Consider the following 12,321-nt stretch of genomic DNA (forward strand, 5'->3'; position numbering starts at 1 on the left):
AGTCATGAAGGTTTTGACTGACACGACGTCATCGCCAGCAGGCTGGCTCCCACAGGGGAAATGCGTTTGCTGCTGGTTATTCGATGAAGGTGACGACGCCGCCGGCCAGCGACTGAACGCGAGCCAGGGATTCAACCCGATAACCCTGCGCATCCAGTTCCGCACGGCCGCCCTGGAACGACTTCTCGATCACGATTCCCAGACCGGCAACGGTGGCGCCAGCCTGTTTGATGATCGAGATCAGCGCTTGCGATGCCTTACCGTTGGCCAGGAAGTCATCGATGATCAGCACGCGGTCGCTGCTGGTCAGATGGCGCGGGGAGATCGCCACGGTGCTTTCGGTCTGCTTGGTGAACGAGTAGACGGTCGCCGACAGCAGGTTTTCGGTCAGGGTCAGGGACTGATGCTTGCGCGCAAAAATCACCGGGACGCCCAGGTTCAGACCGGTCATGATCGCCGGGGCAATGCCCGAGGCTTCGATGGTGACGATCTTGGTGATCCCCGAGTCCTTGAACAGCGTGGCGAATTCGTCGCCGATCAGCTTCATCAGGGCCGGATCAATCTGGTGGTTCAGAAAGGCGTCGACTTTCAGGACCTGGTCGGAAAGCACGATGCCTTCTTCGCGAATTTTCTTGTGCAGTGCTTCCATGAAGCTTTCCTCTAAGGACGGCTGAGCGTCTAAGGCTGGTTAAAAAGTAGTCGATTCTAGCGCTTTAACATCGCGCGTATATCCGCCAATGCGGTATTGCCGCGAACGGCTTTGACCTCGACGGGCGTGTCGTCGGTGCCTTCCCAGGCCAGATCGTCCGGCGGCAACTCATCGAGGAAGCGGCTCGGCGCGCAATCGATGATCTCGCCGTATTGCTTGCGCTTGGCGGCGAAGGTGAAGGCCAGGGTCTGACGCGCCCGGGTAATCCCTACGTAGGCCAGCCGGCGTTCTTCTTCGATGGTGTCGGCTTCGATGCTGGAACGGTGCGGGAGGATTTCCTCTTCCATGCCCATGATGAACACGTACGGGAATTCCAGGCCTTTGGACGCGTGCAAGGTCATCATCTGCACACCTTCGGCACCGTCTTCCTCTTCCTGCTGACGTTCCAGCATGTCGCGCAGCACCAGTTTGCCGATGGCGTCCTCGACGGTCATATCGCCTTCTTCGTCTTTCTCCAGCGTGTTCTTCAACGCTTCGATCAGGAACCAGACGTTGCCCATGCGGTAATCGGCGGCCTTGTCGCTGGAGCTGTTGGTGCGCAGCCAGTTCTCGTAGTCGATGTCCATGACCATGCTGCGCAGCGCCGAGATCGGGTCTTCGCCGGCGCACTGTTCGCGCACCTTGTCCATGAAGCGCTTGAAGCGCGACAGGCGATCGGTGAAGCGCGCATCCAGGTGTTCGCCCAGGCCGATTTCGTCGGTGGCGGCGTACATCGAGATCTTGCGTTCGGTGGCGTAGTTGCCCAGCTTCTCCAGCGTCGTCGAACCGATCTCCCGGCGCGGAACGTTGATCACTCGCAGGAAGGCGTTGTCGTCATCCGGGTTCACGATCAGGCGGAAGTAGGCCATCAGGTCTTTCACTTCCTGGCGGCCGAAAAAGCTGTTGCCACCGGACAGTCGATACGGAATCTGGTGGTGTTGCAGCTTCAGCTCGATCAACTTGGCCTGGTAGTTACCGCGATACAGGATCGCGAAATCGCTGTACGGCCGGTCCGTGCGCAAGTGCAGGGTCAGCAGTTCCACGGCCACGCGCTCGGCTTCGGCGTCTTCGTTGCGGCAGCGGATCACGCGGATTTCGTCGCCGTGGCCCATTTCGCTCCACAGCTGCTTTTCGAATTCGTGCGGGTTGTTGGAGATCAGCACGTTGGCGCACCGCAGGATGCGGCTGGTGGAGCGATAGTTCTGCTCCAGCATCACCACTTTCAGGGACGGATAGTCGTCCTTGAGCAGCATCAGGTTTTCCGGCCGCGCCCCGCGCCAGGCGTAAATCGACTGGTCATCGTCGCCCACCACGGTGAACTGGTTGCGCGTGCCGATCAGCAACTTCACCAGCAAATACTGGCTGGCGTTGGTGTCCTGGTATTCGTCCACCAGCAGGTAGCGGACTTTGTTCTGCCATTTTTCGAGGATGTCGGCGTGTTCCTGGAACAGCTTCACCGGCAGCAGGATCAGGTCGTCGAAGTCCACCGCGTTGAACGCCTTGAGCGTGCGCTGATAGTGGGTGTAGACGATGGCGGCGGTCTGCTCCTTGGGGTTGCGTGCGTTTTCCAGGGCTTCGGCCGGCAGGATCAGGTCGTTTTTCCACGAGCCGATCATGTTCTTGATCTCGTCGACGCCGTCGTCGCCGGCGTATTCCTTCTGCATGATGTCAGTCATGAGGGCTTTGACGTCGGTCTCGTCGAAGATCGAGAAGCCCGGTTTGTAGCCCAGCCGCACGTGTTCCTTGCGGATGATGTTCAGGCCCAGGTTGTGGAAGGTGCACACGGTCAGGCCACGGCCTTCGCCGCCCTTGAGCAGGGTGCCGACCCGTTCCTTCATCTCGCGCGCGGCCTTGTTGGTGAAGGTCATGGCGACGATGTACTGGGCGCGGATGCCGCAGTTCTGGACCAAGTGCGCAATTTTGCGCGTGATCACGCTGGTCTTGCCGGAGCCTGCACCGGCGAGCACCAAAAGAGGGCCGCCGACGTAGCTCACGGCTTCTTGCTGCCGGGGATTGAGTCGGGACATGCGTAGTCAGGGAGTCATTTGTGAAATGGGCCGGCATTTTAACAGGCTCAGCGAATTGTGCTGCTCTCTCCGACTTGTGACGTACTGCGCTATCTCTATTTGCCGGTTTTGATACTTTCAAGCAGGATGCGCGGTGAATTTGCGGCTAATGTTCGTATTCCAGACACAAAGCCTCGCTTGAAAACTGATGTCAGTTGGTCATTGGTTGGCGGCGCGGCATAATGCCTGCCGCCTACATCTTTGCAGAGTCTAGGGAGCTAGCTTGTCTACGCCTGTCGAACCCTTGCGTTTGCTGCTACTGGCCGAAGAGCCAGCGTGGGCAGCGTTGTTGCGCGAGTGTCTGGCTCCGATGGGGAGCTCGGCCGTGCTCATCAGCGCTCCGAGTTGGGACTCGGTCAGCAGTCTGTTCGATGACAACCGCGGTGCGGTGTTGTTGACGATTCCTGCCCTTCAGCCTGCGCCCGGCCGTTGTAACCTGCCGACGGTGTTGCTGCTCGAGCACGAGCCGACGTCGCCGCCCGATGGTGTGAGCGACTGGCTGGTGCGCGATCATCTCGATCCCGGCATGTTGCGTCGTTGCCTGCGCCACGTGCGTGAGCGCGGTGTGCTGGAAAACACCTTGCAGCGTCTGGCCGAGCAAGACCCGCTTACCGGCATCGCCAACCGGCAGGGTTTCCAGACCTTGCTGGCAGCGCGTCTGGCGGAAAACGACGGCCGCGGCCTGGCCCTCGGTCACCTGGATCTCGACAACTTCCGTCACGCCAACGATGCCCTCGGCCACCAGGCCGGAGACCGGTTGATCCTGCAAGTGGTCGCGCGCCTGAAAAGTCAGCTTGAGGCCAGCGATCAACTGGCACGACTGGGCAGCGACGAATTCGCTCTGCTGATCGACACCCGTCGTGCGCCGCAACGCGCCGAATGGATGGCCGAACGCATCACCGAAGCCCTGGCCGAACCTTATTGGGTCGATGGCGAAAGCCTGTTGATCGGTTCCAGCCTGGGCATCGCCCATGCCCGGGCCCAGGCAGGCGCTGATCCTCTGATGTGGCACGCGCACATCGCCATGCAGCAAGCCAAAAGCACTCAGGGCTGCACTTTTCACATCTTCAATGAACGCATCAACCGCAACGCCCGCAGCATGGCCGATCTCGAAAGCGAGCTGCGCCGGGCCTTGCGTCGTGACGAACTGGAGCTGCATTACCAGCCACGCCTGAACCTTGAGGACGGCAAAATCGTCGGCCTTGAAGCCCTGGTGCGCTGGCGCCATGCCGAGCGTGGTTTGCTGGCGCCCAGCGAATTCGTGCCGCTGGCCGAGCAAAGCGGTTTGATCGTGCCGCTCGGTTACTGGGTGATTTCCCGTGCCCTGCGGGACATGCAGGCGCTGCGCGAGCGCGGTTTGCCGGCGCTGCACATGGCGATCAACCTGTCGTTCCGGCAGTTTCAGGACAGCCAATTGTTGTCGACCCTGAGCCGGCTGATTGCCGAGCGCGGCGTTGAGGCGCAATGGCTGGAGTTCGAGCTGACCGAAACCGCGGTGATGCGCCGCAGCGATCTGGTGAAGCAGACCATGGATGCGCTCGGACGACTGGGCGTGCGCTTTTCTCTGGATGACTTCGGCACCGGGTTCTCGTCGTTCGTGCACCTCAACAGCCTGCCGATTGCCTTGCTCAAGGTCGACAAGAGCTTCGTCGGCGGCATGGAGGAGCGCGAAGAGAATCGCAAACTGGTGCACGCGATGATCAACCTGGCGCACAACCTCAATCTTGAAGTGGTCGCTGAGGGCGTGGAAACGACAGAACAACTGGATTTGTTGCGTGGGTTTGGTTGCGATCAGGTGCAGGGTTATCTGATCAGCAAGCCGTTGCCGCTGATGGAACTGGTTGAGTATTTGACGTTTGACAGCGACCAGCAGCCAGCGCTGGGCATCGTGAGCTGAACCAAAACCCCTGTAGGAGTGAGCCTGCTCCGGGCGGCGCTCCGACGATAGCGCAGTATCAGTCAACATCAATGTTAACTGACACGGCCTCATCGCGAGCAGGCTCGCTCCCACAGGGACATCATTCGGTCTGAATGGCCTCGAAACGCTGCGACGCAGGCTCGCGCCGAATCATTCCTTTCATCTTCCACTCGAACGCCAGCGTCAGACTCACCGCCGAGCACGCCAGGCCAAGCGCCAACCCCCACCAGACGCCCGTTGGCCCCCCGTTCAAATTGAACGCCATCCACCATGCCGCCGGTGCCCCGATCAGCCAATAGCAGCCGAGCCCGACCAGGAAGGTGGTCTTGGCGTCCTTGAGCCCGCGAATGCAGCCCATGGCGATGGTTTGCGTACCGTCGAACAGCTCGAACCATGCGGCGACCGCCAGCAGGCTCACAGCGAGGTTGATGACGTCGCGAAACGCCGGGTCGTTGTGGTCCAGGAACAGGCCGATCAACTGATTGGGCAGGAACCAGAACACCATCGCGAACCCGAGCATCGACACGGCTCCGAACGCGATCCCGACCCGACCCGCCAGCCGCGCATCCAGCAACTGCCCGGCGCCGTAATGCTGGCCGATGCGCATGGTGATCGCGTAGGAAATCCCCGCCGGTACCATGAACGCCACGGAAACAATCTGCAGGGCGATCTGGTGCGCGGCCAGTTGCGTGCTGCCCATGGTGCCCATGCACAGCGCCGCAAACGCAAACAACCCGACTTCCACCGCGTAGGTGCCACCGATGGGCAGGCCGAGGCGCCACAGCTCTTTCAAGTACTGACGGTTAGGCCGCGACAGCCCCTGGCGCAGCGGATAAGCGTCGTAGGCTGGATGGCGACGGATGTGCAGCGCTAGCGCCACGGCCATCAGGTTGGCGACAATGGCCGTGACCAGGCCGATTCCCATCAGGCCCAGTTTTGGCAGCCCGAACATCCCGGTGATCAACGCATAGTTGAGCAGGAAGTTGGCCACGGTGCCGCCCAGGCTAATGACCATCACCGGCGTCGCCCGGCCGATGGCGCTGGTGAAACCACGCAGGGCCATGAAGCTCAGATAGCCGGGCAGGGCGAACGGCAGGATCAGCAGGAACTGGCCGGCGGCGTGGACGTTGGTTTCGGTCTGGCCAAACAGCAGCAGCACCGGTTTGAGGTTCCACAGCAGCAACCCGGCCACCAGCGCCATCAGCCAGGCCAGCCACAACCCGGCCTGGGTCAGTCGCGCAGCACCGACGATATCGCCAGCGCCCTGACGGATCGCCACCAGGGTGCCGACTGCGGCAATCACGCCGATGCAGAAGATCGACACAAACGAATACGTCGCTGCACCCAGGCCGCCACCGGCCAGCGCTTCGGGACTCAGGCGCGCCATCATCAAGGTGTCGGTGAGGACCATCAACATGTGCGCCAACTGCGAGGCAATCAACGGCCCCGCCAGCCGCAGGATGGCCCAGAGTTCGGTACGTGCTGGATGCTGCATGGTCATCACGCTCGATTATTGAAGAGAAAAAGGAAACCCCAAGGAAAACAGGAGAACGCCGATTCTCGGCGCTTCACGGGGATTGCACAAAGGGATAAAAAGGATGGGTGGCATGAGTCAAACTCATGCTGGCAGGTTTCTGCTAACGTTGCGCAACCGCGCCTTAGGAGCTTTCCCGATGTCCCGTCGTCTTCCACCCTTGTATGCCCTGCGCGCATTTGAAGCGGCGGCGCGGCATAGCTCGTTTACCCGTGCGGCGGAAGAATTGTCGATCACCCAAAGCGCGGTCAGTCGGCATATTCGTACGCTCGAAGAGCATTTCGCCTGTCGTCTGTTTCACCGCAGCGGACGCAACCTGCAATTGACCGAGTCGGCGCGCCTGATCCTCCCCGGCATTCGTGAAGGTTTTACCGCCCTGGAACGTGCCTGCAATACCTTGCGCGCCGAAGACGACATCCTGCGCATGAAAGCCCCGTCGACGTTGACCATGCGCTGGCTGCTGGCGCGGCTCAGCCGTTTTCGGCACTTGCAGCCGGGCAACGAAGTGCAACTGACCAGCGCCTGGATGGACATCGACTCGGTGGACTTCAATCAAGAACCGTTCGACTGCGCCGTGATCCTCAGCAACGGGCATTTCCCGCCGGACTGGGAGGCGACGCTGTTGTTTCCCGAGGAGCTGATTCCCGTGGGCGCGCCCAATCTGTTGAAGGATCAGCCGTGGGACGTTGCGCGTCTGGCCAGTACCGAACTGCTGCACCCGACGCCGGACCGCCGCGACTGGCGCACGTGGCTGGTGCGCATGGGCGTGGATGATCGGGTGTCACTCAAGGGCGGTCAGGTCTTCGACACACTGGAGCTGGGCATGATCGCGGCAGCCCGGGGGTATGGCGTGTCCATGGGCGATTTGCTGATGGTGGCGGAGGATGTCGCGCAGGGTCGTTTGAGTTTGCCGTGGCCGACCGCCGTGGCCAGTGGTGAGAATTATTACCTGGTCTGGCCGAAAACCCGCCCGGGAGGTGAACGTTTGCGCCGCCTCAGCGATTTCCTGCTCGGGGAGGTTCGGGCCATGGATTTACCCGATGTCGAACACCTTTGCTGAATCGATAGAGCCCCTGCGGTAGAGGCCTTGAGCCATATCCTCGCTTTTTACTCAAGTATTCAAGTTTGCCGCCGAGAATCTGCACATGGAACCTTCGTGCAGGTTTGTCGCAATTCCCTTTGAATATTGCCGAGTGTGCATCGTGATCAGGATGTCTGGTCGCTCGGCCAGGAGCTGTCATGTCTCAACCCCGTGCCCGGATCGCCTCACAACTTGGTCTTGCGCTTGCCGTGATTCTGGCGATTGTCATCACTGGCAGTACCGTATTCGCCCTGCGTTCGCTGGACAGCGCCAACCTCGCCACCCGCGAGGAGCACCTGGCCAGCGAAGCCCGGTTGCTGGCCGACCAATTGAGCACCTTTCACGGCACGTTGCGTGAAAGCACCCAGCGCCTGGCCGGCCTGTTCGAGAAACGCTTCAGTGCGGGTCTGAGCGTGCACCCGGATGAGCCGGTGGCCGTGGCGGGCGCGCAGACGCCGGGCTTGCACCTGGGCAGCGAAGTGTTGAACAACAACTTCAAGGAAGTCGACGAGTTCAAGCAAATGACGGCGGGCGTCGCGACGGTGTTCGTGCGCAGTGGCGAAGACTTTGTCCGGGTCAGTACCTCCCTGACCAAGCAGGATGGCAACCGGGCCATCGGCACCTTGCTGGACCACGCGAATCCGGCCTATGCGCGCTTGATAGCGGGGCAGAGCTACGTCGGTCGCGCCTTGCTGTTCGATCGCTCCTACATGACCCAGTACACCCCTGTGCGCGACAGCAGCGGCAAGGTGATCGCCGTGTTGTTCGTAGGGTTCGATTACACCGATGCGCAGAACGCGCAGTTCGAAAACCTCAAACGCTTCCGCATCGGCCAGACGGGCTCGCTGGCGCTGCTGGATGAGCAGAACAAGTGGCTGGTGCCGATTGCAGGCGTGCAAGCGCTCGATAAAGCGGTCCCGGCCATCACCAGCCTGGCGAAAACCCCGGGCAAGGGCGATTTCTGGAGCGACAAGTCCGAAGACTTCTACAGCGTGGCCGTGCCGTTCGACGGCGGCCCATGGTCGGTGGTGGCGAGCATGCCGCAAACCGAAATCAGCGCGGTGACCTGGAGCGTTGGTATTCAATTGGCGATCGGCAGTTTGCTGGCGATGTTGATTGCCGTGGGTTCGGCAGTCTGGTTGCTGCGCAGCAAACTCGCGCCGCTGGGTGATCTGGTGCGCCAGGCTGAAGCGCTGGGCGCCGGTGATCTGAGCGTGCGCCTGAACGTGTCGAGCAATGACGAGATTGGTCAACTGGCCCGCGCCTTCAACCAGATGAGCCAAGCGCTGTCGACAATGGTCGAGCACATCCGCAAGGCCTCGGGTGAGGTCAACAGTCGTGCCCAGGCGTTGTCCGGCCTGTCCGGTGGTGCCTATGAAGGGATGGAGCAGCAGTCCGGCGAAATCACCAGCATGGCCGGCGCCGTGGAAGAGTTCAGCGCAACTTCGCTGAACATCGCCGACAACATGGGCAGCACCCAGCGCCTGGCCCAGGAAAACGCACAACAAACCCAGATCGGTCGCACGTCGATGGACGAAGCGTCCTCGTCTCTGGAGCAAATTGCTGGCGCACTGAACAGCACCGCTACCGTGATCAACACCCTCGGTCAGCGCTCCCAGGAAATCGGCGGCATCGTCGGCGTGATTACCTCGATCGCCGAACAAACCAACCTGCTGGCGTTGAACGCGGCCATCGAAGCGGCCCGTGCCGGCGAGCAGGGTCGCGGCTTTGCGGTGGTGGCCGATGAGGTGCGCAACCTTGCTTCGCGCACCCGCCAGGCCACCGATGAAATTTCCGGGATGATTCAAAGCATCCAGCAGGAAACCGGCAACGCGATCAGCACCATGGAGCAAGGCAACCTGTTAATGCAGGAAGGCCTGTCGCGTAACGCCAACGTGGCCTCGGCCCTGGCGCGCATCGACGAACAGAGCCGCTCGGCCGGCGAGCAATTTGCGGCGATCACCACGGCGACTCAGGAACAGAGCAGCACCGCGACCTTGCTCAGCAGCAACCTGCAAAGCATTGCGCTGGCCAACAGCGAGCAGCGTGAAGTGGTGTCGAACCTGGCCGTTACCGCCAAAGAGCTGGAGAAGCTGGCAGCGGACTTGCGCCAAGAGGTTGACCGGTTTCGTTGAGTAGCGGCTGAAATCGCCTTCGCGCGCAAGCTCGCTCCCACAGGGTTGTGTGTCGTTCCGTCCTTTTGTGAACGACACAAATCCTGTGGGAGCGAGCTTGCTCGCGATCAGGTTTACCTCAATACCTAAACCGAGTGACTAATCACACTTGGCATTGCTCGACACTTCCTTGCTCGCCTGTTTCAACTGCTTGCCCAACTCCGCCGCATTGGTGCTGTTGTAAACCCGGCCGCCGGTGTTTTCAGCGATGCAACGTGACGGGCCACCGGCACCGATTTTCACCACGTTGACCCGCAGGCGTGGTTGTTCCCTGGCGATTCGGCGGGATACCGCGCAGGCGTCTTTATTGCAACCGTCCTCGCCGTCGACAAACATCACGATCACTGCATCGTTATTGCGCCCGTCGACCTTGCTGGCGGCGTAGGCCAGGCTGTCAGCCAGTGGTGTGCCATCGTTGGGCACCAGGCCGCGAATTCCGTTGATCAGCCGCGGGCGGTCGCCCAGCTTGAACACGCCCTGGTCCGGTGTTCTTTCGCAACCGGCGAAGGTGATCAGGCGCGTGTCGATTTTCGGGTCCAGCCCATTGATCATGCCGGCCAGCGATTCCTTGGCGACGTCCATGCGGCTGGGCTTGGCGAAGATCTGCATGGTGCGGTTCGGGTCCAGGTACTTGTTCATCTCATTGCCGAAGAACCAGTCCTCGTCGGCTTTCACCGACTTGATGTTCAAATCCATCGAGCCCGAAGTGTCGAGTACCACCACAAATTGCGGGGGCACGGCATCCGGCGTTTTTTTGCGGCATGCGTAGTTATCCAGCGTCGGGGCTGGAGGTGGAGGTGGCGGCGGTGGTGGCGCGGCCACGACCGGTTTTGGTGGTGGGACCGGCTTGGGTGGTGGTACCGGTTCTGGCGCGGGTTCTGGTTTCGGAGCAGGCTCCGGTTCTACGACAGGCTCGGGAACCGGTTCTACCGGTTTCTCTACCGGTTTCTCCACTGGCGTCACCACCGGCGCTACCGGTGGAACCACGACAACCGGTTCACGGTGCAGGAACCACCAGAGCCACAGCGCCAGAAGCAGCAACAGCAGCGCCAGCAAGGCCGCCGCGATCCACCAGCCACGGCGCGAAGGCGGCACCACCGGAACCACCGGCGGCACGATCGGTTTGGGCGGACGCTGGTTCCAGCGCACCACCAGCGGCTCGCCATTGAGGCTGTACAGCTTGTCCAGTTCAGGCGTGCCGAGCAGGCTGCGCAGGTCTTGCGCTTCCGTTGCTTGACCGCGTCTTTGCAGTTCGTCCGCCAGCTGCTCGAGGGACGTCTGACGCACTTCATAGGTTTCCAGCAAGCGTCGTCGCGCGTCCTCGTTGAGGTCGGCATAGGGCGTGGGTTGGCCACCCAGTTCGGTCCACCATTCCAGCACGTCACCGCTGCCCATCCGCGGAATGGCGAAGAGGCTGGCGACGGTCGGCGGAAAGTGTTTCTGGATGAGGGCAACTTTGGCTTGCAGTGCACTCATCCCCTCCGGTGTGGCTTGCGCATCCCTGATGACCCGCTGCATGACGACAATTCCTGAAAAAGGTGCAGGCCTCCCTCGGGAAGCCGGCGGGGTGAAAAGTTACTCTTCGTAACCGAGGCTGAATTGCAGTTGGTTGACCTTTTTCTGCAAGACCTTCAGCTGCTCCTTCTTGGCGGCCAGCGTCGCGGGCGAGGCCTTGGTCACGGGCGCTGCCTGCGAGGCCTTGAGCTGCTGCTCAAGCCCGGCGATCTGCTTCTGCACCTGGCTTTCATTGGCATGCCGGGTCTTTAGCGAGGACAGCAACTGACTCAGCGACTGGTTCAGCGCCGCCTGGGATTTCTGCTGGCTGGCCAGGTCGGTCTTGGTGCTGAGTTGCTGGGCCTGAATGTTCTCGTAGACCTGGCGGAACATGGCGTTTTCCTGGCGAGAGGCAGACAGGGCCTGTTCTTTCTGCTTGACCTGATCGCTGTAGCCACCGGAGTAGTCGCAGTTCATTTTGGTCAGCATGCTGCTGTCGCGATTGGTCGCATCGCATTCGCCGGGCTTGGTCGCGCAACCGCTCAAAGCCAGGACGGCGGTGAGGACCGCCAGTGGTCGTAACGTCATGTGCTTAGCCCAAGGTGATCGCGGAGCGCTGGGAGTACAGACCGTCGACTTCCTTTTGCAGGGTGGCGACTTTCTGGTTCATTTTCTTAATGTTCATGTCCACCTGCTTGATCTCGGCGCCGGTGGCACCTTGTGCACGCTCGGCGTCTGCCACCTTGGTGTACTCGGTGACTTTGACGCGCATGTTGCCGAGGTCTTTACGCAGGCGCGCGATGTTGGAATCGATCTCGGCGATTTGCGCCTGGGCCTGGCTCTTGTCGACTTTCTTGTTGGCGATGTCCTTTTTGATCTGGGCAATCTTTGCCTGATCGTCATTGATCACTTGCTGAGCGGTCGCGGTACGGGCGATCACGTTCTGGGTGTCTTGTTCGACGTCGCTGTTCATTTTAGCCAAGCGGGTTGAGGTGTCGGCGTATTCGCTGCGACGCTGATCCAGGTAGTAGTTCGCGCCCATGGCTACGCCACACGCGGTAATACCGGCGGCGATGGCGCACACACCCTTGTTGTTGCTGTTGGACAGTGCGCAAGCGAGGATGCCGACACCGGCACCGACGGCGCAGGCCTGGTAGCCGGACTTGCTGAAGAACTCAGCGTCCTGGCCCTGGGTCAGGCGGGGGTCGGTTCCGTCGCTGTCGCCGAGCATGGAGCTACCGGTGTTGGCGCACCCCGTCAGCAGCAGGCTGCCGGCGACAACGAAAGCGATCTGTAGCTTGAAGCGAGTCCAAAGGCTGCGCGACATGGTGAGACTCCTTGGTGACGGTGTTGACTGTTTTTGTTG

The 12,321-nt window shown here is 61.1% G+C and carries 9 protein-coding genes; 3 read left to right on the top strand and 6 right to left on the bottom strand.

Annotated features, from left to right (window positions below; translation table 11 throughout):
- Nucleotides 1–76 precede the first annotated feature (76 nt).
- Together ACM6I0_RS16645 and rep are read right to left on the bottom strand one after the other, a co-directional pair.
- Complete coding sequence (locus ACM6I0_RS16645) at nt 77–649, bottom strand: xanthine phosphoribosyltransferase (RefSeq protein ID WP_020799401.1); 573 nt, start codon at nt 647–649, stop codon at nt 77–79.
- Nucleotides 650–705: 56 nt separating this feature from the next.
- The gene (rep, locus tag ACM6I0_RS16650) at nt 706–2,715 is read right to left on the bottom strand and encodes a DNA helicase Rep (RefSeq protein ID WP_414922834.1); all 2,010 of its coding nucleotides are present in this window, start codon (nt 2,713–2,715) and stop codon (nt 706–708) included.
- Nucleotides 2,716–2,977: 262 nt separating this feature from the next.
- Here rep and ACM6I0_RS16655 point away from each other — a divergent pair, with 262 nt between their 5' ends.
- On the top strand, nt 2,978–4,651 hold the full coding sequence (locus ACM6I0_RS16655; protein ID WP_285431694.1) for a putative bifunctional diguanylate cyclase/phosphodiesterase: 1,674 nt from the start codon (nt 2,978–2,980) through the stop codon (nt 4,649–4,651).
- A gap of 121 nt (nt 4,652–4,772) precedes the next feature.
- Here the strand turns inward: ACM6I0_RS16655 and ACM6I0_RS16660 are convergent, their stop codons facing one another.
- The gene (locus ACM6I0_RS16660) at nt 4,773–6,167 is read right to left on the bottom strand and encodes a NorM family multidrug efflux MATE transporter (protein WP_414922835.1); all 1,395 of its coding nucleotides are present in this window, start codon (nt 6,165–6,167) and stop codon (nt 4,773–4,775) included.
- A 178-nt stretch (nt 6,168–6,345) separates the two neighbouring features.
- Here ACM6I0_RS16660 and ACM6I0_RS16665 point away from each other — a divergent pair, with 178 nt between their 5' ends.
- The gene (locus ACM6I0_RS16665; RefSeq protein ID WP_414922836.1) at nt 6,346–7,266 is read left to right on the top strand and encodes a LysR substrate-binding domain-containing protein; all 921 of its coding nucleotides are present in this window, start codon (nt 6,346–6,348) and stop codon (nt 7,264–7,266) included.
- A gap of 179 nt (nt 7,267–7,445) precedes the next feature.
- Nucleotides 7,446–9,422 carry a methyl-accepting chemotaxis protein gene (locus ACM6I0_RS16670; protein ID WP_414922837.1) on the top strand — a complete coding sequence of 659 codons (1,977 nt, stop codon included), beginning with the start codon at nt 7,446–7,448 and terminating at the stop codon, nt 9,420–9,422.
- Nucleotides 9,423–9,560: 138 nt separating this feature from the next.
- Here ACM6I0_RS16670 and ACM6I0_RS16675 read toward each other — a convergent pair whose 3' ends face one another.
- The 3 genes from ACM6I0_RS16675 to ACM6I0_RS16685 are packed head-to-tail and all read right to left on the bottom strand — an operon-like array spanning nt 9,561 to nt 12,282.
- Complete coding sequence (locus ACM6I0_RS16675) at nt 9,561–10,979, bottom strand: vWA domain-containing protein (protein WP_414922838.1); 1,419 nt, start codon at nt 10,977–10,979, stop codon at nt 9,561–9,563.
- Between the two features lie 57 nt (nt 10,980–11,036).
- Complete coding sequence (locus ACM6I0_RS16680) at nt 11,037–11,543, bottom strand: hypothetical protein (protein WP_285431700.1); 507 nt, start codon at nt 11,541–11,543, stop codon at nt 11,037–11,039.
- Between the two features lie 4 nt (nt 11,544–11,547).
- Entirely contained in the window at nt 11,548–12,282 is a 735-nt protein-coding gene (locus ACM6I0_RS16685) for a hypothetical protein (RefSeq protein WP_285431702.1), read from the bottom strand.
- Between the last annotated feature and the right edge of the window lie 39 nt (nt 12,283–12,321).

The sequence above is a fragment of the Pseudomonas sp. IT-P294 genome (assembly GCF_949767865.1).
GTDB lineage: Bacteria > Pseudomonadota > Gammaproteobacteria > Pseudomonadales > Pseudomonadaceae > Aquipseudomonas.

Coding starts and splice junctions, on each gene's coding strand:
- ACM6I0_RS16645 (WP_020799401.1), bottom strand. CDS start 649: ATGGAAGCACTGCACAAGAAAATTCGCGAAGAAGGCATCGTGCTTTCC.
- rep (WP_414922834.1), bottom strand. CDS start 2,715: ATGTCCCGACTCAATCCCCGGCAGCAAGAAGCCGTGAGCTACGTCGGC.
- ACM6I0_RS16660 (WP_414922835.1), bottom strand. CDS start 6,167: ATGCAGCATCCAGCACGTACCGAACTCTGGGCCATCCTGCGGCTGGCG.
- ACM6I0_RS16665 (WP_414922836.1), top strand. CDS start 6,346: ATGTCCCGTCGTCTTCCACCCTTGTATGCCCTGCGCGCATTTGAAGCG.
- ACM6I0_RS16670 (WP_414922837.1), top strand. CDS start 7,446: ATGTCTCAACCCCGTGCCCGGATCGCCTCACAACTTGGTCTTGCGCTT.
- ACM6I0_RS16675 (WP_414922838.1), bottom strand. CDS start 10,979: ATGCAGCGGGTCATCAGGGATGCGCAAGCCACACCGGAGGGGATGAGT.
- ACM6I0_RS16680 (WP_285431700.1), bottom strand. CDS start 11,543: ATGACGTTACGACCACTGGCGGTCCTCACCGCCGTCCTGGCTTTGAGC.
- ACM6I0_RS16685 (WP_285431702.1), bottom strand. CDS start 12,282: ATGTCGCGCAGCCTTTGGACTCGCTTCAAGCTACAGATCGCTTTCGTT.